Raw genomic sequence first — 18,807 nt, forward strand, 5'->3', positions numbered from 1 at the left:
AAATCGGGGTAAGTTCAGTCCGCTCCCGTGGGGGATGGATCAACGCCGTCGGTCGCACGGCTTCGCCACCACCCCTGCAGGTACGCACCGAGGAACATCCCCGCGAGCGCCCACAGGATGGTCACATTGCCGATGCCGAGGCTGGCGTAGGCAGCACCCGGACAGATCCCGGAGAGCCCCCAGCCGACGCCGAATATCGCGCCGCCGATCAGCACGTTCCGGTCGAAGGACTTCAGCCGCCGTTCGAACGGGTCGCCGGTCAGTGGCGCTCGATCCAGCACACGCGGCATGACGAAGAACACGATCCCCGTCACGGCCGCGCCGCCGAACATCACGAACAGCAGGCCGAAGTCCTCAAACTGGAGGAAGTTCAGCACCACCTCGGGGCGGGCCATGTGGCTGTAGCCGAGCCCAAAGCCGAAGATGAGCCCGCCGACCAGCACGAGCGGCATGAACAGCGGGTGTCGGTCCGTCGTTGTCGCCATTACGGCGTCACCCCCAGTGCGGCGACGACCTGTGCAGTCAGTATCGCGACCAGTAGGAAGGCGAGCACGCCCGCCAGTGACGTTTTCGAAGCTGATCCCACGCCACAGACGCCATGGCCCGAGGTACAGCCCTTCCCGACGCGGGTTCCGATACCGACGAAGATCCCACCGAGCAACAGCCGCCACCAGGCAACATCCGTCGTCCACGCGCCGCCCTGATAGACGACCGCGTACACAGCCGCGCCGAGGATGATGCCGAGCGTGAACACGAGCCGCCAGTCCCGAGAGGCGACGTACTGCTGGAACCGCGACTGGCTGGAGACGTACGACAGCGTCGATTCGAGGAACGTGCTCGCGCCGGCGCTGATGCCGGTGCCCATGTAGATAACCGCCGCGCCGAGACCGACGAAGAGGCCGCCGATGGCGTACCGGCTGATACCGTTGGGGAACAACTCGGCGGCCAGTTGCAGCGGGACAGGGTCAGCTACCATCGACGGTTAGTCACCCGCGAGCGATTCCTGGCTCGCCGCGCAGTTGTTCGGTCCGAGTTCCAGCGTGAACGCCTCCTCGTCGTCGACGGTGTTCTGCCCGAGATTCGTCGCGATGATGTCCTCGTAGTTCGCCGGTCGCGGCGGCATATCGGCCAGAATCGTCTCGACGAAGTCGTCCTCGTCCATACCGAGTGCATCCATCTCCTCGACGAGGTGGCCGATCGGTGCAGTGTAGGTGCCGTCGTTCGCCGGTTCGGCCGCGTCGCTGAAGTGCGCGCCCCCGATGAGCGTGTCATCGGGCAGTGTCAGCACACGCTCCTGCAATGACTCGTAGAGCATCCGGGCCGCGTCGGGCGCTCCCTCGTCGCCTTCTTCGAGGTCCGGTCGGGCAACACTCTCGATGAACAGCCCGTCACCGGTGGCGAGCAGGCTGTCGTCGACGAGGTACGAGGTCATCCCGGTCGTGTGGCCAGGCGTCGCGACGGTCTCGATGGTGACGTCGCCAACCTCGAAGGTATCGCCGTCTTCGGCGGTTGTCGGGTCGTCGGCGTAGGTGACCCCACGGTCCACGGCGGCTGCAGGGATGACGCCCTCGACGCCCGCCGCATCGAGGTTGCGGACCCCCGAAATGTGGTCCGCGTGGATGTGGGTGTCGAGCGCGTATTTCAGGTCGACGCCCAGCTCGTCGGCATCATCAAGATAGCGCTCGGTGAAGGCGCGCAGCGGGTCGATGATGGCGGCTTCGCCGTCATCGTAGACCAGATATCCGAGACAGCCGGAGGACGGCCGCTGGTACTGCAACAGTGTGCCGGCTCCGTCGTAGTCGGTGACTTCGACGGTCTCGTAGATGCGGGCCCATCCGTTCATGCCGTCTTCGAGATGGTGGACATCGTAGCCGCGGTCCGCGAGCTTGCCCGCAACGTACTCGCTGGCTCCGCCTTTCGCACAGAGCACCGTGACCTCACGGTCGTCCGGAACATCCGCGATGATGTCCGCATCCAGTTCGTCTTCCAGGAAGTGGAAGTACGGGACGTTGATGGATTCAACGTTTTCTCCATCGATGTGCCACTCTTCGTAGTCACCGGACATACGCGCGTCAAGAATCGTGACCGACTCTCCGTCGTCGATGCGCGATTTCAGCGTTTCGGGCGTGACCGATTCGACATCTGCGTCCGGCGTCGGGAAGTCTTCAGCGTTCATGTAGTACACTCCTTGCTACAGGGTTGAGGCATAAAAGAGTTTGTATAGAAATTCCTAATTTACACAATACTATTTCATCAGCATTTCCGTTTCAAATATAGCGATGTCGAATTAGCGGCTCTAGAGTGCTCTTAGAGAGTCCTATCCAGATTCGGTAGTGCTAGGATAGTGCAATAATCGACATTCTTTTAACTATCGGGCCGATATTGTGTAGTAGCTCCAATACAGTAGCTGGAGTCCTTCCAACAATGAGTGAAGCATTCGACATCGCGGAGACGCTCGACGTGAAAGGTGCATCGTGCCCAATGCCGGTCGTCAAGACGAAACAGGCGATAGACGACCTCGAAGAGGGGTCAGTACTGGAGGTCATCGCGACCGACAGCGGCAGTATGAGTGACATCGAGGGCTGGGCCGACGGGACGAATGGCGTGGCACTACTCGAACAGGTCGACGAGGGCGACGTGTACAAACACTACGTCGAGAAGACGGACTAAAATGAGCACGGACACATCATCGGCGGGCGACGGCGATTCGATGACCGAGGCGGAGCTGCAGGCTCGGATCGAAGAGCTCGAAGAGACCGTTGCCGACCTGAAAGCCGACGACGAGCAAAAGAAGATGACCATCGTGGCGACGCAAGGCTCGTTTGACATGGCGTATCCGCCGCTCATTCTCGCCAGCACTGCGGCCGCGTTCGGCTGGGACGTTGTCGTGTTCCACACGTTCTGGGGGCTGGATATCCTCCACGAGGAGAAGTCCGAGAACCTCCAGCTGTCGGCCGTCGGCAACCCGAACATGCCGATGCCGAACGCGCTCGCGGCGCTGCCTGGCATGGACCGCATGGCGACGCGGATGATGGAAAAGCGCATCGACGACAACGGGACGGCGACGATCGACGAACTCATCGAGCTGTCGCTGGACCAGGGCGTCGAACTGCAGGCCTGTCAGATGACCATCGAACTGATGGACTACGATGAGGACGACTTCTACGACGACGTCACTGTCGGCGTCGGCGCGGCTACCGCGCTCCAGCACATGGCCGAGTCCGACATCCAACTGCTCGTCTGAGCGAGGACAGCCACTGAGCGGCTTTTCGCGGACCCCCAAACATGAACCAGACAATCGCAATCGTCGATGCATCAGTCGGTGAGACGCCCGCCGAACGAAACCTGACCCGGTCGCTTGACGCCGAGACGACGGTGTACAAAGTCAGCGACGAGCGTCTCCCACCGGTGCCCGCTGGCGGCGACTGGCGGTACGACGGCGTGGTTATCAGCGGGTCACAGACCTCGGTGTACGACGACCACGACTGGATGCATGACCTCACGTCGTGGGTCCGAGATGTCCACCGGGCAGGCGTACCGACCTTGGGGATCTGCTGGGGCCACCAGTTCCTCGCACAGTCTCTCGGTGGGCGCGTGGTCGACATGAATGAATACGAACTCGGGTACCGAACAGTTCACCGGCGAGACGAGGACCCGCTGTTTGCCGACATATCGTCGTCATTCACCGCGTTCCAGACACACTCCGACCGCGTCGCCGAGCTGCCCGCGGACGCGGTGGAACTGGCACGAAACGAGTACGGCATACAGGCGTTCCGACTTGGGACACGCTACGGCGTCCAGTTCCACCCCGAGTACGACCGCGAGACAGCTGAATGGGTCATCGGCAACAAGGACCTCACCGACGAACGGCGGGAGGCAGTAACGGCAACGATCACCGACGAGTCGGTCGCGGCCGCCCAAGAGGCGACGACAGTGTTCGAGAACTTCGTCAGACTGGTCGCCACCCATCAGCGGCGGCCGGGTCGGTTCGACTGATTTGGTACTTCAGAATTCTACCGTCAGTGTGGTTGCAAGCCGGCCGACTTATCGCTCGGTATTGATCGCCTGTATCAAAGCCCGCACCGCTGACGGTTCGGGCAGCAAACAGATGCCGATACCCGCATCTCCCAGTCGCTGTTCGGCCCACCGAATTCTTGCCATCCCCTCCACTCTGAAGGGCGAAACTTTCGCCCCGAACTTTCCCTAAACTGGTGCGCGATCATCGAGGGTTTTTGAGCATAGACAAATTACTTTCCCACAGTCTTGGAATAGCCATACATTACTAAATGCATAGCTTGCCTACGAACAGACGAGAAGGTATGACCACCAATCAAAGTCACACTGAGGCTGACACGACCGTGGACGCTCGGGGCGCGACCTGTCCGGGTCCGCTGATGGACCTCATCTCGGAGGTTCGGGCCGTCGACACTGGCACCGTTATTGCCCTGTTGAGCGACGCCGAGAAGTCGCCGACAGAGGTCCGGGAATGGGCCGACGAGTCTGGCAACGAAGTCCTTGACATCGCCGATGAAGGCGACCACTACAGGATTCACGTGAAGAAACTATGACCGAACACATCGCAATCGTCGGTGGCGGCACTGGTGGGACCGTACTGGCGAACACCCTCGCGGAGAAACTCGACGCAGAGCTAGCCACCGGCGAGGTCGAGATCACGCTGTTTAACGACAGCGAGGACCACGTCTACAAGCCGGTGTGGCTCTACGTCGCTTTCGGACAGCGCGAACCCACAGATGGCCGGCGGCCCCTTCGAGAGGTCGTCGACGACCGCGTCACCATCCAGCATGACTACGTCGTTGACGTCAACCACGAGCGCAAGGAACTCGAACTTGTCGACGCCGTTAACCCCGCGCCGTACGACAAACTCGTCGTCGCAACGGGGGCACAGCTCGAACCGGAACGAGTCCCCGGCCTCGCCGAGGGCGGGCACCACTTCTACGGCGAAGACGGTTCCCAAGCCCTCCGTGACGAACTCTTGAAAATGGACGGCGGCCACATCGTCCTGAGCGTCGTCGGGACGCCACATATGTGTCCGGCTGCACCGCTCGAGTTCACGTTCATGGTCGACGACTGGCTTCGAGAACGCGGCCGTCGGGACGCGTTCGACATCACGTACACCTATCCCATCATGCGGGTCCACGGGAACGAACACATCGCGGAGTGGGCCGACCCGCGACTCCGGGAGCGCGACATCGGCATCGAGACGATGTTCAACGCCGAGGCGGTCGACCCCGAGACGGAGACGATTACGTCGATGGAAGGGACAGAGTTGGACTACGACCTCCTCGTCGCTATCCCGCCACACACTGGCAGTGACTTCGTCGAATCGGCCGGGCTCGGCGATGGGGGATGGGTAGACGTCGACAAGCACACACTCAAAGCGACCGGCTTCGACGACGTGTACGCCATCGGCGATGCCGCTCAGACCGGAGTCCCAAAGGCCGGGAGCGCGGCGCACTATCAGGCCCACGTCGTCGCTCAGCGACTCGCGAGTGAGGTCCGCGGCCAGCCAGCGACAGCCGTCTACGGCGGCAAGACCGTTTGCTTCATCGAGACCGGGATGGACGACGCAACGTTCGTTGAGTTCGACTACGAGCGCCCGCCGGAGCCGAGTGAGCCGAGTCAGGCCATGCACTGGTCGAAACTTGCGTACAACGAGTCCTACTGGCTCACAGCGCGGGGGCTTCTCTGAGGTGATCACCAATGAGTGACCAACAACCATCGGCCGACGATCTGACAGAGGAACTGACCACCGCCATCGAGGAGAATCCCGAGGCTTTCACCACGTTCGTCCGCAATCTCGATACGGTCAACGAACTGGTCGAAGTAGCCGAACTCGGGACCGCCGCGATGGACGACGAGATGGTCACCTCCCTCGCTGGGACCGGGGCCTCGCTCGGCGAACTCGCGGATACGGCCGCCAGCGATGACACCCGGGGCGCGCTACAGACCGTCCTTGACGCACTCGGCGACGCGAACTCCAGCGGGCCAGTCGATCTACACGACCTCTGGAACGGGATTCGAAGCGGCGAGATTCTCACCGGCATCCAATACGTGCTCGCGATTGTCCGGTCTCTCGGTCGTACGGTCCAAAACCAGTGAAATCAGATTTTTCTCGGTACTCGCGCGGGCAAGAGGAAAGAACCAGCTGATAGATAGGCTGACCACTATCTACATCCAGAAGAATCAGTTGCTGCCGGTGTGAAACCAATTAGGTCCCGACTGTTCACCGGGTATCGACAGAACAGGTGTCGACGCCTAGGAGTCCGTACAGCCCGCAGAATCCAGTGAATCCGGTGACGAGTAGCAACACCGAGGCGAGCCCGAGCACGGGCGCAAGTATCGCCGGCAACGGAACGGCGCTGGCGAGGATACCGAGCGATACCAATCCTGCAAGCGCACCGATAAGGATTCTGGCAGTCTTGTCCGTCGAACCGACGTTACGATCCATGCAAGATGCTTAGTTCCCCAGAGGTAATAACTCTTTGATTGTGCAATATAAGCAATAGCGTTTCATTGGACCTGTTCAAGACAGTAAGGATGTTGATTCCAGACAGAATACTCATTATCCTAGCAATGATATGAGCGAATTTTCGAGACTTTCAGCATGTAGCCACTCAGACTGCGCGCTAACCCGAACAGAGCAACACTACCCAATCCTTGTCGCCTTCTTAGGCAGCGTCAGCATATTGTCCACTGTAGTCAGCGGCGAATGTTCGGACTTACCGGTCAACTCGACCTGCACAAGCAAGCCCATCGTTCGCCAGATCGAGTACAACAGGCAGGCAAATGCAAAGTAGAAGAACTGTAGCCGAAATCCCTAGACGCCGTCGCGGCCACGAACCGCTTGATAGACCTGTAGCCACTCTCAGTTTCCCACCTGTAGCCACACTCCGTGAGGTTCCTACCCCCCGACTCGTCATGAACACCTCTACCAGCGAGGCGAAGGGTCGGGACATCCGCCTCCAGCTTTCAGCACAAGCCTCGACCATGGCCGAGACAATGTCGCTACTGCTCACCTGGCGGTTCGTAGTCATCTGAGAGAAAGATACTGTCTTGCTCCGGGTCGAAATAGACCTCCAGAGCCCGAAGTGAGCCAGCATAGGCTGCAATCATCACAAACATGAATCCGATCAGGCCGGGAAAGAGGAGTTCAAGAACCATTATGCTACGTCTGCCACGTCTACCTAATAAAAGACCATAGTCAGTTTACGTGTCCGGTAATTACTCCGGTTAGATATTTACCGGTGGTCGTTGTATCAAATGATATGAATCTGCCCTCCAGACAGTTGTCTTCTGAGGTGCGCCAGTTGCTTTTTATAGCGGTCTCAGCCACCACGGCCGTTGTTTTGTCGTACGGTTACGTGACGACGGCGGGACTCCCAGAGATGGTGTTTGCTATTGTCGGAGCGGGTCTGTTGCTTGCACTGTTGGTGATTCTTCCGGTCATACTTCTCGACTGAATCGGTAGTCGAACTAGTGTGGGTGAGCCTCACATATCAAGCAGTGTGTGGCGTATGACAGTATTCTGAGCCGGTATCCACCCAGACTAGAGGCGGGCGTGGGACCGCTCATCATCAAACGCCCCGGTATTCTGGAGAAATATTAATGACACTACCAGACTATTGTAAAATCTCACACATGGAATACACACGTGAGGAGTCGCTCTTGCGACTTCGAGAGACAGTGGAACAAGGAGAGCCGATAATCGGTGCCGGTGCGGGGACGGGAATCTCCGCGAAGTTCGCCGAGCGCGGCGGTGTCGACCTGCTCATCATTTATAACTCCGGCCGCTACCGAATGAATGGGCGCGGGTCACTCGCCGGGCTACTCCCGTACGGTGACGCAAACGAGATCGTTTGTGAAATGGGCCACGAGGTCATCCCAGTCGTCGAAGACACGCCGGTGCTTGCGGGCGTCAACGGCACTGATCCGTTTCGGCAAATGGACGTGTTCATCGACGATCTAAAACGGCGAGGGTTCTCCGGAGTGCAGAACTTCCCGACAGTCGGCCTCATCGACGAGGACAGCGGGTTCCGGCAGAACCTCGAGGAGACCGGGATGGGCTACGACAAGGAAGTTGACATGATCCGAGAGGCGGCCAGTCAGGACATGCTCACCTGCCCGTACGTGTTCAGCGAGACACAGGCCCGTGAGATGGCCGAGGCGGGCGCTGACGTCATCGTCTCACACATGGGGCTGACGACATCCGGCGACATCGGTGCGGAGACAGCACTCGATTTGGAAGCGGCAGCCGAGCGGGTACAGGCCCATCACGATGCTGCGAAGGACGTGAACGAAGACGTCCTCGTTATCTGTCACGGCGGCCCGATTGCGTGGCCCGATGACGCTGCGTACGTCCTCGAACATACCGACGGCGTCGTTGGCTTCTTCGGAGCCTCCAGCATTGAGCGGCTGCCGACAGAGGAAGCCATCGAGAACCAGGCTCGCGAGTTCAAGGGAATCGATGTCCAATGAGCGACTACTTCGTCGCCCCCGACGACGTGGAGAGTCAACTGTTCGATCGGGGCGCACTCAAGTGGATGAGCACGCCCGGGGTCACTGACGGAGAGCGGTTCAGCGCCGGTGTCGTGAAGCTCGAACCCGGCAAGGGCCACGAGCGACACACCCACCCCGAGAGCGACGAGATCCTGTACGTCGTTCGCGGCGAGGGCGAACAGGAGGTCGACGACGAAACTCGCGATATTGCCACCGGCGATATGGTGTTCATTCCTGAGGGCGTCGAACACGGGACGGTCAACACCGGGTGGGAACCGCTCGTCCTGTTTGCGGTCTACGCGCCGCCGGGACCGGAAGACGTGCTTCGTGACCTCCCGGAGTGTGAGATTGTTCCAGCCGGCAAACTGCCGACGCCGGAAAACGTCGACCCGGAGGCGAAGTGATGGCGATCGTTCTCGTGGGGACGCTCGATACAAAAGGCGAGGAGTTCGCCTTCGCCCGCGATGTCATTGAGGGACAGGGCGTCGACGTACACGTCATTGACGTTGGCGTGTTAGACGACGCCGGGTTTGAGCCAGACACGACCGCCGCCGAGGTGGCCGAAGCTGCCGGGACGACCCTCGACGAGTTACGTGCAGATAGCGATCGGGGAGAGGCGATGACAGCGATGGGTGAAGGAGCCGCTGCCGTCGTCACCGACCTCTTCGAGTCGGGGGAGCTGGCGGGCGTCCTTGGACTCGGCGGCTCCGGGAATACGTCGATCGCGACAAGGGCGATGCGGGCACTCCCAGTGGGCGTGCCCAAGCTGATGGTCTCGACGATGGCTTCGGGTGACACCGAGCCGTACGTCGGCTCGACTGACATCGCGATGATGTACTCAGTCGCCGACATTGAGGGACTCAACCAGCTCTCACGGCAGGTCATCTCGAACGCCGCGCTGGCGATGGTCGGGATGGGAACTACAGAGTCAGACGTGACGGTCGAGGACCGTCCAACCGTCGGTATCACGATGTTTGGCGTCACTACGCCCTGCGTTCAGGCGGCCAGAGAACACCTCGAAGAAGCGGGGTACGAGACCATCGTCTTCCACGCCACCGGCACTGGCGGGCAGGCGATGGAGCGGCTGATCCGGGAAGGTATCATCGACGGCGTGCTTGACATAACGACAACCGAGTGGGCGGACGAACTCGTCGGCGGTGTGCTCAGCGCTGGGCCGGAGCGATTAGACGCCGCAGCCCAGACGGGCGTTCCACAGGTTGTCTCAACGGGGGCGCTCGACATGGTAAACTTCGGCCCGCGTGATTCGGTCCCCGACGAGTTCGAGGGGCGGCAGTTCCACGTCCACAACCCACAGGTGACGCTGATGCGGACCACGCCCGAGGAATGTGCGGAGCTGGGCGAAATCCTCGCAACAAAGCTGAATGCCGCGACTGGCCCAGCGGCAGTGGCACTCCCGCTCGGCGGGATCTCGATGCTCGATGTCGAGGGAGAAGACTTCTACGACCCTGAGGCGGATACCGCGCTGTTCGGAACCATCCGCGAGCACATCGATCCAGCTGTCGAACTGTTCGAAATGGAGGTCCCCATCAACGACGAGGCGTTTGCACGGGCGCTGGCGGAGAAACTGGACGAGTACATGCGTGCCGCCGGTGTCGGTCCCTGAGAGAACCCAATACTACATGCTCGACGTTCGAGCCTTGCCAGAATCCGCATACTGGCGGCCCGTCGAAAGGAAGGGCTGCCCCCACCTGATCGTGTCAGGGCAAGTATCGGGACAGCAGCTTTCTGACGGCTGCCACCGCGGGTTCTCTCCCCGCTACCGCCACTTGGCTACAGGTCCACCGACTGCCCGTTCGTTGAGATCGATCTCGTGTTGTCACAGCGTCTCCCGTGATGTGGCGGCTGGTATCCCACAACTATCGTCACACCGAGAGCAGTCGCGCTACTCGAAAGCAACGTGTAGATTTTACACCCATTGGACAAGGTGTACCCGAACGCGTCCCGCTCGGTTCCATCGCTTTCCAGAACCCGAACAATCCCGTCGGTGCTGTCGCGGAAGTAAAACAGATCCCGATCGCCCCGGGGATTCCCCCGCTCAGTCAGTGTACCAGTACGCCCAGAGGATCAACACGCCCTGAACGGGCAGCCGTGCCCAGCGGACCAGTGCAGATGGATCGCCGCCACCCGTCCCCTCAATGGTGACCATGGAGACAGCCATATACACGTTGGCGGGAAAGATCGCGACGAGCAATGCGATCGTCGCCCAGGCAGCGTACGAGCGCGTCCGAGGGACCAGCAGACCAAGCCCGACAGCGATTTCGGCGACGCCGGACAGATACACCAGCGCAAGCGGCGCCGGCAAGACCGGTGGGACGATCTGGACGTATAGTTCCGGTACGACGAAATGTAATATCCCAGCAACGACATACAGGAGCGCCATCACGTAGCACAACGGCCGTTTGAACTGCCGCAAGCCAACACGCATCTACCACCGGATATGACGGCCAGTGGAAAGCAAGTTGGGATTTGTGTTCCAGAACTGAAACAGAGTGGCGGCTGCTCACCCTGGAAGAAAGAGATTGAGAATTGCGACGACCAATCCGGCAAGTCCCATCCGGACGGCGGCAACGTACCACCGCTGGCCCGAAATCGATCCCATGTAGGCGCCGAACACACCTAACACACCGATACCCAGACCGACTGCAATGAGTGCCGCCTCTGCCATTGTGACGACGGACCCTGCTACAAGAAATGGGGCCAGTGGAATCAGAATCCCGATAAGTGGCCCCAGCCCGCTCATCGTAGCGTGGACGAAGCGAGCACCGCGCTGGTTCTGCTGAACGCGGGTATCATCAAGATCCGTGAGCATCGCCTGCTCGATACGCCTGATTTCCGCCCGGGTTTCAGCACGTTCGATTTCCCAGACGCTCCAGACCGCAGAAGTTCCGAGCCCGACTGCCGCGCCCAGTCCGATTTTGATGACGGTGTACCCGTCCGGAACTCCCGAGAGAACAGCGCCAACGATGATGCCAATGCTTGTGAGCGTCCCGTCGAAGCCGTTTGAGACGAAATACCGACGGGAGATTGCAAGGACATCTTCCTTCTCAAGAAGCCGTCTGAAGAGTTGTCGAATGGACGCCACGACGTCTCAGCCATCCTGTAACGTCCGTCTATCCGTAACAACGGAATCACCGCAGGCAACCTGATCCACAGAGTGTACGGACCCGCCGAGGTTTTCGATTGTTTCATCAATCGCCTCGAAGTCCAGATCATCGCTCTCAAAGGTGAGCTTGATGTTTTGCACTTCCTGATCTAGTTCGATCAGAGACGACGTTACGCCCTCGACGCTCTCAATTTCGGCCAGTTGGTTGGTGAACGTCAGTAGCGGCGGGTCGTGTGGTTTCAGTACATCGATGACAAGGCGTCGGACTGCTGCCATATCACAACACGCGAGGGGTTATAGTAAAAATGTGTGCCAACACCACACAGGCACCGCACGAAACGTATCGAGGCACCTAACGACGGTGCTATCCGTTCGCTATCCGGATACAGATGAACAAACACTCTAGCAGGCGAGATGTCATTAGATGCCCGTGTGTAGTTCTTCAAACAGCGTCTCTGAAGTACCATGCATCTGAGAACACATCGATGCGAACAGTTTGAGACGCAGACAATGACACAGCAGAGACGCAGAAGCCACACTCAACGAGGGGCAAGTAGGGACCCGTCTCTGAGTACCGCGCTACGCCCTCCGTTGCCCAGATAGCTGACTGGCATGCAAACACGCGACTACCAGTATGTACGACACCATCCTGTTCCCGACCGATGGAAGCGACGCCGCAGAATCGGTCCTTGAATACGCGCTACAGATCGCAGCCGAACATGAGGCGACGATACACATCCTCAACGTCGCCGACACTGGCCGAGACAGCGTCACCACGATTCGTGGCGAGGTCATTGACGTGCTCGAAACAGAAGGCGAGCGCATCGTGGCGGAAGCCGCACAATATGCGAAAGACGCCGGCGTTCCCGTCGTCTCTGCGGTCCTCCAGGGTGACCCGCACAAGACGATAGTCGACTACAGCCAACAGTCCGACAGTGATTGCATCGTTATGCCGACTCACGGACAGCGTGGGATCAAGCGAATACTGCTCGGAAGCGTGACTGAGCGTGTCATCAACACAGCAGAAGTTCCTGTCACTGCGGTCAACCCTGACAGAGATCGGTCACTCGTGTATCCGCCACAGCACGTCCTCGTCCCAACAGATGGAAGCCGTGGTGCAGATCTCGCACTGGCAGAAGGGATTGCTGTCGCGAGGGCGACGGGCGCAACACTCCATCTGCTTCACGTTGTCGAGACCAGCGGTCTCGGGCCCGATGCACGCTCCTTGCTGAAAGAGGGGGAGTTGGCCGAGCGGGCGGATGAGATTATCGCTGAAGCGACCGAGAAGATCGACGACACATTGCTTGACACGATAACCAGCGTCATTGAGCACGGTGACCCCTCGAAGGTGATTTGCGACTACATCGACGAGAATGAAGTCGATCTCGCGGTTATGGGGACACACGGACAAACTGATTTCAGCAGGTACGTCATGGGTGGCGTCAGCGCCAAAATCGTCCGAAAGTCCCCAGTCCCGGTAACGTGGGTTCGCGAGCCTGAATCCGCATCAGATGAGTAGGTCGGTTCGTGAATCGATCAACTCATACTAGCGCACAAGTCGATAAAGCTCTGCGTGTGAGGAGGCTCGGCAGTACTCCCGATATGCGAGAGTGTTTAGTAACTATGGGGCTCACGTAAATCGGAGCATGACCACAGACGACTCACAGTCCGGTGGGGAACGAGCAAGGTCGATGCCGTAATTCAAAAATATGACCTTGTCGGGATGGGTGCAGAGCTTGAGAATCGGTGGGTTGGTGCTGACGGGGCGGAAGAAAGTACTCGCGACCTTGCTGACTATTTCAACCGATCGGTGCTTGAGTCCGCCATCGAGGGGAGTGACGCGCCAACATTGAGCGGCGACATCGAGCAGGTCTATCAGTCACTTCGCGAGGATGACGCCGACGCCCCGCTCATACGCTCCCGCCTCGAACAGAGCGGAGTCGATGTCGAATCTGTGATGGCTGATTTTATTTCCCACCAGACGGTGTATCGCTATCTCAAGAACGACCGTGGCGCGGCCCGACCCGAGCAGACGCCCGCAGAACGGAAAGAAAACGCTATTGATTCAATACAGCGTCTCCGGGGCCGAACAACCGCTGTAACGAGACAAACAATTGAGAGTCTGGAAAAAAACGACGCTATTTCAGCAGGCGATTTCAGCATTATCAACGAAGTACAGGTGTTGTGTGAGGACTGCGGCCGTAGCTACGATATTGTCGCGTTTCTGGAGCAGGGTGGCTGCGACTGCCAAACCACATGAGGTCAGCTGTCCGTATTGTCAAAAGGAAGCTAATAGCCCAGCCGGCGACCCTGTAGGCAGACACTACCCCCACGACAGCAATCGGTCAGCCGAGCCTCGGGAATCGGGCGGTCTTACAATCGACATCGCAGAACGCGTATTCCGTGACGTTGCCAGCACTATCTCTGGTGGTGACATTTCGATACCGGACGTTGTCGCCGATCGGCGTTCCACAGTGATCGCAGTGTCGCGTTGCAATTGAGCTAATTACGACCCTGATAGACTGGCTCTCAACGCTTTCAGGGACTGCCCTCCGCGCTTGGTCTGCGTTTGCGATGTCTGCTGATTGTTGGCTACGGTACTTCTGGGTGTTTTGTGCGTTCATGATGTCGCTGATTATGATTGTGTAGTTGGTGTCGCAGCGCTTCGTGAGATGGGCCGTCACGACCCGAAAATCGTCGGCTGGTGCTTTGGGACCAGCCAGGACTGACGTTTTCCACCTGTGTGCCGACGCTTGCCCGCACTGTGGTGGTCTACGTCAGTTTACAATTTGAAAAATGTAAAAAATGTAAAACCGGATGTAGAACGGTCTGCACCGATCAAGTGCTGGGACAAGGGGCTTGCTTCCCAAGCCGTACAGTCGACGCCCAGATTCATAGTCCTATCTTTAATGGATGTACACTTAATGATTATGTGAGTGGTGTTCACACTCGACAGTTATTCGAGTGAGTGAGAAGTCCCATCTCAGTGGCGGAACTGATGGCGGTTATCCAAATGATTAAATACAATAGTTTAGTATAGAGAGGTATGAACCCGGGTATCCAGACGGTAGAAGCGTCCCGGAAAACGACTCGATCAGTGGCTGTAGCGATTGGCTATCCGTTTTTTACACTTCCTACCCGGTAACCTGCGTAGACCACTACAGTCCGGGCAGTAACCCGGCACAGGTGGAAAACGTCGGTGAAACGACCATAGCGGCACCAGAGTCATGTGTAACAGTAGACAGAACGAGTAGACCGCTGTCAACAATAAATCGAGGCAAACAATGAATGGACAATCTGAGGCGGAGCAATCACTAACAACTGCTCGCTGTGCTATGGAAGCCAGCGGCAACACAGCCGCTGCCGAACTAAATATCCAGAACAAGTCAACGCGGACCTTGGTCGGTGGGTCACCGAACTACCGTTGTGATTACTGCGGCCAGGTGATCAACGAGCAGATGAAGTACAGCGGAGTTACGATACGCGACTCAGACGGAGGGATAACAGAGCATTTCTTCTGTGAAGAAGAATGTATGACATCGCAATATCCCAACATATAGCAAATCTGTTTGGACTGGGAGCAGAACCAATCTTGGATTTACAACGAGAGAGTATATAATCCAAGATCTTCGGGTTAGCTTCGGCATTACGGAAAACGAAATGATAAGAAGTACCGGCACACGATACAACGACTAAATCTTCAACGCAAAAAACAGTCCGTGCGTATCTAAATTTTTACTGAATCTAAACAGATACGCTATTATCCTGTTCTGAGACATTGTCCGATATATAAATATTCTCGAAATATTAATACTCAGTTGTACAGAATAAGGGACGAGTTTATATGTTTTCATCAGCCATGCCATCGTATGACATGCTATAACGCAAGCAAGGGAATTCTATACGAAAACCTTCCAACAGATGTACCGAGACCGGAAGAAGAGGAGGAGAACAAGCTGAGTGCCAGTGACGGTGGCGCAACCCAGACGGTCGCTAACGACTAAATCTGGATCGTAGTCGGCAGCCTCTGCGAGATAACGTAATATACATCACCGAAGAGAGATCATAGAACCCCCTCAGAGACTGTTTGTTCCGGAGCTGCGGTTTCGAATCGGCAAACAGTATTGGATATACGATAGCTGGGTAGATATCTGTGCGGTTTGGTTGTGGATATAGTGACTGAGGTGTCAATATGGTTCGGTCAGTTTCGTCTGTGTATTGCCTTCCCTCTCGCATTCTGTGCGGCTTCCATTATCGCTTCACTTAATGTTGGATGTGTGTGAACAGTTGAGCCGATATCCTGAAGCTTTGCACCCATTTCAATCATGGCTGCGATTTCTGCAATCAGCTCGGATGCCTCCGGACCAACAATCTGTGCACCAATCACACGCTCGGTTTCTTTTGCGGCGACAATTCGGACGAAGCCTTCTGTCCGGTTTGCCGTTAGCGCTCGTCCAGACGCCTGGAACTGGAACTCACCTGTGAGCGGTGTCATACCCTCGTTCGCTGCTTCGTTCTCTGTCAACCCGACCGTTCCGATTTCCGGATCGGTAAACACAGCAGCCGGGAGTGCCTGATAATCGACTGCAGCGGGCTCACCGGCAATCACTTCCGCTGCAACTTCCCCTTCTTTCGATCCCTTGTGTGCGAGCATCGGTTCACCTGCAACGTCACCGACCGCGAAAATATGCTCCTTGTTCGTCCGACATCTGCTATCCGTTGGAATGAATCCCTGAGCATTGGTTTCGACGCCGGCATCGTCGATACTGAGCGTGTCAGTCACCGGGCGTCTGCCGACGGCAACAAGTATTCTGTCGGCAGTGAGTTCTATCTCGCTATCATGCGCCGCCTCGTCTACGGGGACAGCAGTCAGGACAGCCTCACCGTCCGACTCTGCCCAGTTGTCTGCGGTGTACCCGAAGTGGAAATCCACACCGAGACGTTCCGCTCGCTTCCTGACTATCGAGGCAATGTCTTCCTGATAGCTAGGAAGCACCTGCTCTAGCATCTCAATTACCGATACGTCGCTCCCAAGTCGGCTATAGACAGTCGCTAGCTCCATGCCGATGTACCCGGCTCCAACGATTACGAGCTCGTCGGGCACTGTTTCGAAGTTCAGAGCGCCGTCTGACGAGACGATACGCTCGTCAGCAAAGTCGAACTCCGGAATTTCAATCGGTCTGGACCCCGTTGCGATGATGCAGTTTTCGAATTTCAGCGACTCAGACCCCTGTCCCTCACCCTGATGGACGATTCTGATTTTGTTTTCATCAGCGAATTCGGCAGTCCCTTGCAACAGGTTCACGCCAGCCGCCGTACACAGTTGCTCGATACCGCTCGTTAACTGGTCGACGACACCATCTTTCCAGCTAATCATCTCGTCAAGCGCAACTGTTGGGTCTGCGTAAATCCCCAGTTCTTCCGCATGGCCCGCCTCCGATGCCAGTTTTGAACCGTTTATCAGGGCCTTGGAGGGGATACAACCACGATTGAGACAGGCTCCCCCATACACCCCCTTTTCAACGAGCGTGACATCAAGGCCAAGCTGTGAAGCACGGATTGCGGCGACGTATCCGCCGGGGCCCGCGCCAATAACCAGTACGTCAGTCGACGTAGTTACATCTCCGACAACCATTATTCTAGTAGTAGCAGGTTTGGATTTCGCAGGTACTTCTGTATGGAGTTTGTGAACCGTGCGGCGTCTGCGCCGTCAAGCACTCGATGATCGAACGACAGGGATAGTGTCATGATGTGACGAGGTTCTATCGTCTCTTCACCATCAGCTTCGACAACCCGTGGCTTCTTTTTGATCTCTCCCAGTGCCAGGATGGCGCTCTCCGGTTGGTTGATGATTGGCGTTCCGTACTCCCCGCCAATCCCGCCGATGTTCGAGATAGTAAATGTCCCGCCACGCATTTCCTCGGGCGAAAGACTGCGCTCTCTCGCCCTCTGGGTTTTTTCATTGGTTTCCGATGCGACTTCGAGCAGGCCTTTCGCATCTACATCCTCAACAACGGGAACCAGCAGTCCGTCATCAGTTGCTGTTGCGACACCGATGTTGTAATACTGCTTTTCCACAATCTCTTTCGTTTGCTTCGTCGAGGGAGATATTCACCTGTGGATTCTCTTGCAGAGCCGCGGCACACGCTTTCATAACGAACGGCATGTACGTCAGTCGGGTATCATGTTCCTCGGCCTCCTGTCTGAGCGTTGAACGAGCGTCGACCAGCGCAGTAACATCGACCTCGTCCTGATGAGTGACGTGCGGGGCCGTGTATTTCGACGACGTCATCGCCGATCCAATCGTCTGCCTGATCCCGTTGTACGGCTTCCGAGACTCGGGGCGCGCTGGCTCGTCTGCCGTTGTCCCCTCAGCTACCGCTTCTCGATCCGCTTTCTGTGCCTGCTGCTGTGCCTGTGCATACTCCTGGACCGTTTCGAGCGTGACAAAGGGTTCTCCGTCTTTTTGTTCATCAGTGGGGACAGTATCGAGATCAATCCCTTCTTCGGCTGCAATGTGCCTTGTTTTCGGGACGGCCACCGTCGTCTCCCGGTCCGCCGTTTCTCTCGTCTGTACCGGACTGACAGACTGCTCCGGGGCTGCCTGCTGTTCTGGTTGCTCCGCAGCAGCGGTCTGCTGATTTGAACGCTCCTGAGTCGAAGATTCCGCACTCGCGTACGCGCGAACATCTGACTCCGTTATACGCCCCGGAGATGAGTCCGCAATGCTGGAAATATCGACGCCCAGTTCGCGGGCGAGACGCCGCACAGACGGCGGGGCGGGGACCTGGACCCGCTCTGTCACCGCTGGTTCTGACTGCGGATCTTCGGCTGGCTGTGCTGTGGCTCCGACGTCGGGTTGCTGGCCACTGTCCGCAGTAGTGTCGTCTGTCGGCGCTGTTTCAGTTCTCTCCGGTTCGTCTTCACCCTCAACCCGGAAGACGATAATCACATCACCGACTGGGACTATTTCTCCTTCCGTGGCACGAAGTTCTTCAACGACACCGTTTACCGGAGATGGGACGTCAACGACAGCTTTGTCAGTCTCGACTTCCGCTACCGGTTGGTCTTCGGAAACTGAGTCGCCCGGCGCAACCCGCCATCGAAGGAGTTCGCCCTCAGCGACACCTTCACCGACATCAGGTAGTTCAAATTCGCGTACCATG

General features: G+C 57.8%; 23 protein-coding genes and 2 pseudogenes. 13 read left to right on the forward strand and 12 right to left on the reverse strand.

Annotation, left to right across the window (positions count from 1 at the left end; all coding sequences use genetic code 11):
- Window positions 1–14: 14 nt before the first annotated feature.
- From ACODNH_RS20360 to ACODNH_RS20370, 3 genes are read right to left on the reverse strand one after another with little or no spacing between them, the layout of a single operon-like run.
- Window positions 15–485 carry a YeeE/YedE family protein gene (locus tag ACODNH_RS20360; RefSeq protein ID WP_434531680.1) on the reverse strand — a complete coding sequence of 157 codons (471 nt, stop codon included), beginning with the start codon at window positions 483–485 and terminating at the stop codon, window positions 15–17.
- Entirely contained in the window at window positions 485–976 is a 492-nt protein-coding gene (locus ACODNH_RS20365; RefSeq protein WP_306711511.1) for a YeeE/YedE family protein, read from the reverse strand. The genes ACODNH_RS20360 and ACODNH_RS20365 overlap by 1 nt, the downstream gene beginning before the upstream one ends.
- Window positions 977–982: 6 nt before the next feature.
- Complete coding sequence (locus ACODNH_RS20370; RefSeq protein WP_434531681.1) at window positions 983–2,176, reverse strand: MBL fold metallo-hydrolase; 1,194 nt, start codon at window positions 2,174–2,176, stop codon at window positions 983–985.
- Window positions 2,177–2,424: 248 nt separating this feature from the next.
- Between ACODNH_RS20370 and ACODNH_RS20375 the strand changes: the two genes are divergently transcribed.
- The 6 genes from ACODNH_RS20375 to ACODNH_RS20400 all read left to right on the forward strand — a co-directional run bounded on the left by ACODNH_RS20375 (window position 2,425) and on the right by ACODNH_RS20400 (window position 6,120).
- On the forward strand, window positions 2,425–2,670 hold the full coding sequence (locus tag ACODNH_RS20375) for a sulfurtransferase TusA family protein (protein ID WP_434531682.1): 246 nt from the start codon (window positions 2,425–2,427) through the stop codon (window positions 2,668–2,670).
- A 1-nt stretch (window position 2,671) separates the two neighbouring features.
- Complete coding sequence (locus ACODNH_RS20380; protein WP_434531683.1) at window positions 2,672–3,244, forward strand: DsrE/DsrF/DrsH-like family protein; 573 nt, start codon at window positions 2,672–2,674, stop codon at window positions 3,242–3,244.
- Window positions 3,245–3,285: 41 nt separating this feature from the next.
- Entirely contained in the window at window positions 3,286–3,996 is a 711-nt protein-coding gene (locus tag ACODNH_RS20385) for a type 1 glutamine amidotransferase (RefSeq protein ID WP_434531684.1), read from the forward strand.
- A gap of 323 nt (window positions 3,997–4,319) precedes the next feature.
- Window positions 4,320–4,568: a sulfurtransferase TusA family protein gene (locus tag ACODNH_RS20390; protein WP_306711522.1), complete on the forward strand. Its 249-nt coding sequence runs from the start codon at window positions 4,320–4,322 to the stop codon at window positions 4,566–4,568.
- Window positions 4,565–5,710 (forward strand): NAD(P)/FAD-dependent oxidoreductase, encoded by a 1,146-nt coding sequence (locus ACODNH_RS20395; protein ID WP_434531685.1) that lies wholly within the window; start codon window positions 4,565–4,567, stop codon window positions 5,708–5,710. The genes ACODNH_RS20390 and ACODNH_RS20395 overlap by 4 nt, the downstream gene beginning before the upstream one ends.
- Before the next feature lie 11 nt (window positions 5,711–5,721).
- On the forward strand, window positions 5,722–6,120 hold the full coding sequence (locus ACODNH_RS20400) for a hypothetical protein (protein ID WP_306711526.1): 399 nt from the start codon (window positions 5,722–5,724) through the stop codon (window positions 6,118–6,120).
- Window positions 6,121–6,244: 124 nt separating this feature from the next.
- Here the strand turns inward: ACODNH_RS20400 and ACODNH_RS20405 are convergent, their stop codons facing one another.
- The 3 genes and pseudogenes from ACODNH_RS20405 to ACODNH_RS20415 all read right to left on the reverse strand — a co-directional run bounded on the left by ACODNH_RS20405 (window position 6,245) and on the right by ACODNH_RS20415 (window position 7,182).
- Window positions 6,245–6,469: a YgaP family membrane protein gene (locus ACODNH_RS20405; protein WP_306711528.1), complete on the reverse strand. Its 225-nt coding sequence runs from the start codon at window positions 6,467–6,469 to the stop codon at window positions 6,245–6,247.
- Window positions 6,470–6,667: 198 nt separating this feature from the next.
- Window positions 6,668–6,947 (reverse strand): annotated as a pseudogene (locus ACODNH_RS20410) (transposase); the annotation flags it as partial.
- Window positions 6,948–7,026: 79 nt separating this feature from the next.
- A complete protein-coding gene (locus ACODNH_RS20415) occupies window positions 7,027–7,182 on the reverse strand; it encodes a hypothetical protein (protein WP_434531686.1) in 156 nt (51 codons plus the stop codon).
- A 104-nt stretch (window positions 7,183–7,286) separates the two neighbouring features.
- Here ACODNH_RS20415 and ACODNH_RS20420 point away from each other — a divergent pair, with 104 nt between their 5' ends.
- From ACODNH_RS20420 to ACODNH_RS20435, 4 genes are all read left to right on the forward strand, one after another.
- Entirely contained in the window at window positions 7,287–7,481 is a 195-nt protein-coding gene (locus ACODNH_RS20420; protein ID WP_434531687.1) for a hypothetical protein, read from the forward strand.
- A 178-nt stretch (window positions 7,482–7,659) separates the two neighbouring features.
- Window positions 7,660–8,496, forward strand: coding sequence for a phosphoenolpyruvate hydrolase family protein (locus ACODNH_RS20425; RefSeq protein WP_434531688.1), 837 nt, complete (start codon window positions 7,660–7,662; stop codon window positions 8,494–8,496).
- Window positions 8,493–8,921, forward strand: a complete 429-nt coding sequence (locus tag ACODNH_RS20430) for a cupin domain-containing protein (RefSeq protein WP_434531689.1) — start codon at window positions 8,493–8,495, stop codon at window positions 8,919–8,921. Before ACODNH_RS20425 ends, ACODNH_RS20430 begins: the two co-directional genes overlap by 4 nt.
- Window positions 8,921–10,141, forward strand: a complete 1,221-nt coding sequence (locus tag ACODNH_RS20435; protein ID WP_434531690.1) for a Tm-1-like ATP-binding domain-containing protein — start codon at window positions 8,921–8,923, stop codon at window positions 10,139–10,141. The genes ACODNH_RS20430 and ACODNH_RS20435 overlap by 1 nt, the downstream gene beginning before the upstream one ends.
- A 432-nt stretch (window positions 10,142–10,573) precedes the next feature.
- On the opposite strand, the gene ACODNH_RS20440 is transcribed toward ACODNH_RS20435, so the two are convergent.
- The 3 genes from ACODNH_RS20440 to ACODNH_RS20450 all read right to left on the reverse strand — a co-directional run bounded on the left by ACODNH_RS20440 (window position 10,574) and on the right by ACODNH_RS20450 (window position 11,917).
- Entirely contained in the window at window positions 10,574–10,963 is a 390-nt protein-coding gene (locus tag ACODNH_RS20440; RefSeq protein ID WP_306711540.1) for a DoxX family protein, read from the reverse strand.
- Window positions 10,964–11,038: 75 nt separating this feature from the next.
- Window positions 11,039–11,620, reverse strand: a complete 582-nt coding sequence (locus ACODNH_RS20445; RefSeq protein WP_434531691.1) for a VIT1/CCC1 transporter family protein — start codon at window positions 11,618–11,620, stop codon at window positions 11,039–11,041.
- A 6-nt stretch (window positions 11,621–11,626) separates the two neighbouring features.
- Window positions 11,627–11,917, reverse strand: a complete 291-nt coding sequence (locus tag ACODNH_RS20450) for a DUF211 domain-containing protein (protein ID WP_434531692.1) — start codon at window positions 11,915–11,917, stop codon at window positions 11,627–11,629.
- Window positions 11,918–12,275: 358 nt separating this feature from the next.
- On the opposite strand from ACODNH_RS20450, the gene ACODNH_RS20455 reads away from it, so the two are divergent.
- Together ACODNH_RS20455 and rdfA are read left to right on the forward strand one after the other, a co-directional pair.
- Window positions 12,276–13,160 (forward strand): universal stress protein, encoded by an 885-nt coding sequence (locus ACODNH_RS20455; RefSeq protein WP_434531693.1) that lies wholly within the window; start codon window positions 12,276–12,278, stop codon window positions 13,158–13,160.
- Between the two features lie 204 nt (window positions 13,161–13,364).
- Window positions 13,365–13,901: a rod-determining factor RdfA gene (rdfA, locus tag ACODNH_RS20460; protein ID WP_434531694.1), complete on the forward strand. Its 537-nt coding sequence runs from the start codon at window positions 13,365–13,367 to the stop codon at window positions 13,899–13,901.
- Between the two features lie 85 nt (window positions 13,902–13,986).
- Here rdfA and ACODNH_RS20465 read toward each other — a convergent pair whose 3' ends face one another.
- Window positions 13,987–14,265 carry a DUF7576 family protein gene (locus tag ACODNH_RS20465; protein WP_434531744.1) on the reverse strand — a complete coding sequence of 93 codons (279 nt, stop codon included), beginning with the start codon at window positions 14,263–14,265 and terminating at the stop codon, window positions 13,987–13,989.
- 1,245 nt (window positions 14,266–15,510) lie between these two features.
- Between ACODNH_RS20465 and ACODNH_RS20470 the strand changes: the two genes are divergently transcribed.
- Complete coding sequence (locus tag ACODNH_RS20470; protein ID WP_434531695.1) at window positions 15,511–15,645, forward strand: hypothetical protein; 135 nt, start codon at window positions 15,511–15,513, stop codon at window positions 15,643–15,645.
- Window positions 15,646–15,842: 197 nt separating this feature from the next.
- Here the strand turns inward: ACODNH_RS20470 and lpdA are convergent, their stop codons facing one another.
- Both lpdA and ACODNH_RS20480 read right to left on the reverse strand, forming a co-directional pair.
- The gene (gene lpdA, locus ACODNH_RS20475; RefSeq protein ID WP_434531696.1) at window positions 15,843–17,276 is read right to left on the reverse strand and encodes a dihydrolipoyl dehydrogenase; all 1,434 of its coding nucleotides are present in this window, start codon (window positions 17,274–17,276) and stop codon (window positions 15,843–15,845) included.
- Window positions 17,276–18,806: pseudogene (locus tag ACODNH_RS20480) on the reverse strand (dihydrolipoamide acetyltransferase family protein). The gene lpdA and the pseudogene ACODNH_RS20480 overlap by 1 nt, the downstream one beginning before the upstream one ends.
- Window position 18,807: the final 1 nt, after the last annotated feature.

Source organism: Haloarcula sp. NS06 (genome assembly GCF_051122755.1).
Lineage (GTDB): Archaea > Halobacteriota > Halobacteria > Halobacteriales > Haloarculaceae > Haloarcula.

What these genes read in the sequence shown, in the direction of transcription:
- ACODNH_RS20405 (WP_306711528.1), bottom strand. Translation starts at nt 6,469, where the DNA reads ATGGATCGTAACGTCGGTTCGACGGACAAGACTGCCAGAATCCTTATC.
- ACODNH_RS20375 (WP_434531682.1), top strand. Translation starts at nt 2,425, where the DNA reads ATGAGTGAAGCATTCGACATCGCGGAGACGCTCGACGTGAAAGGTGCA.
- ACODNH_RS20395 (WP_434531685.1), top strand. Translation starts at nt 4,565, where the DNA reads ATGACCGAACACATCGCAATCGTCGGTGGCGGCACTGGTGGGACCGTA.
- ACODNH_RS20400 (WP_306711526.1), top strand. Translation starts at nt 5,722, where the DNA reads ATGAGTGACCAACAACCATCGGCCGACGATCTGACAGAGGAACTGACC.
- ACODNH_RS20385 (WP_434531684.1), top strand. Translation starts at nt 3,286, where the DNA reads ATGAACCAGACAATCGCAATCGTCGATGCATCAGTCGGTGAGACGCCC.
- ACODNH_RS20435 (WP_434531690.1), top strand. Translation starts at nt 8,921, where the DNA reads ATGGCGATCGTTCTCGTGGGGACGCTCGATACAAAAGGCGAGGAGTTC.
- ACODNH_RS20390 (WP_306711522.1), top strand. Translation starts at nt 4,320, where the DNA reads ATGACCACCAATCAAAGTCACACTGAGGCTGACACGACCGTGGACGCT.
- ACODNH_RS20420 (WP_434531687.1), top strand. Translation starts at nt 7,287, where the DNA reads ATGAATCTGCCCTCCAGACAGTTGTCTTCTGAGGTGCGCCAGTTGCTT.
- ACODNH_RS20450 (WP_434531692.1), bottom strand. Translation starts at nt 11,917, where the DNA reads ATGGCAGCAGTCCGACGCCTTGTCATCGATGTACTGAAACCACACGAC.
- ACODNH_RS20370 (WP_434531681.1), bottom strand. Translation starts at nt 2,176, where the DNA reads ATGAACGCTGAAGACTTCCCGACGCCGGACGCAGATGTCGAATCGGTC.
- rdfA (WP_434531694.1), top strand. Translation starts at nt 13,365, where the DNA reads ATGGGTGCAGAGCTTGAGAATCGGTGGGTTGGTGCTGACGGGGCGGAA.
- ACODNH_RS20425 (WP_434531688.1), top strand. Translation starts at nt 7,660, where the DNA reads ATGGAATACACACGTGAGGAGTCGCTCTTGCGACTTCGAGAGACAGTG.
- lpdA (WP_434531696.1), bottom strand. Translation starts at nt 17,276, where the DNA reads ATGGTTGTCGGAGATGTAACTACGTCGACTGACGTACTGGTTATTGGC.
- ACODNH_RS20415 (WP_434531686.1), bottom strand. Translation starts at nt 7,182, where the DNA reads ATGGTTCTTGAACTCCTCTTTCCCGGCCTGATCGGATTCATGTTTGTG.
- ACODNH_RS20380 (WP_434531683.1), top strand. Translation starts at nt 2,672, where the DNA reads ATGAGCACGGACACATCATCGGCGGGCGACGGCGATTCGATGACCGAG.
- ACODNH_RS20430 (WP_434531689.1), top strand. Translation starts at nt 8,493, where the DNA reads ATGAGCGACTACTTCGTCGCCCCCGACGACGTGGAGAGTCAACTGTTC.
- ACODNH_RS20465 (WP_434531744.1), bottom strand. Translation starts at nt 14,265, where the DNA reads ATGAACGCACAAAACACCCAGAAGTACCGTAGCCAACAATCAGCAGAC.
- ACODNH_RS20455 (WP_434531693.1), top strand. Translation starts at nt 12,276, where the DNA reads ATGTACGACACCATCCTGTTCCCGACCGATGGAAGCGACGCCGCAGAA.
- ACODNH_RS20365 (WP_306711511.1), bottom strand. Translation starts at nt 976, where the DNA reads ATGGTAGCTGACCCTGTCCCGCTGCAACTGGCCGCCGAGTTGTTCCCC.
- ACODNH_RS20470 (WP_434531695.1), top strand. Translation starts at nt 15,511, where the DNA reads ATGACATGCTATAACGCAAGCAAGGGAATTCTATACGAAAACCTTCCA.
- ACODNH_RS20440 (WP_306711540.1), bottom strand. Translation starts at nt 10,963, where the DNA reads ATGCGTGTTGGCTTGCGGCAGTTCAAACGGCCGTTGTGCTACGTGATG.
- ACODNH_RS20360 (WP_434531680.1), bottom strand. Translation starts at nt 485, where the DNA reads ATGGCGACAACGACGGACCGACACCCGCTGTTCATGCCGCTCGTGCTG.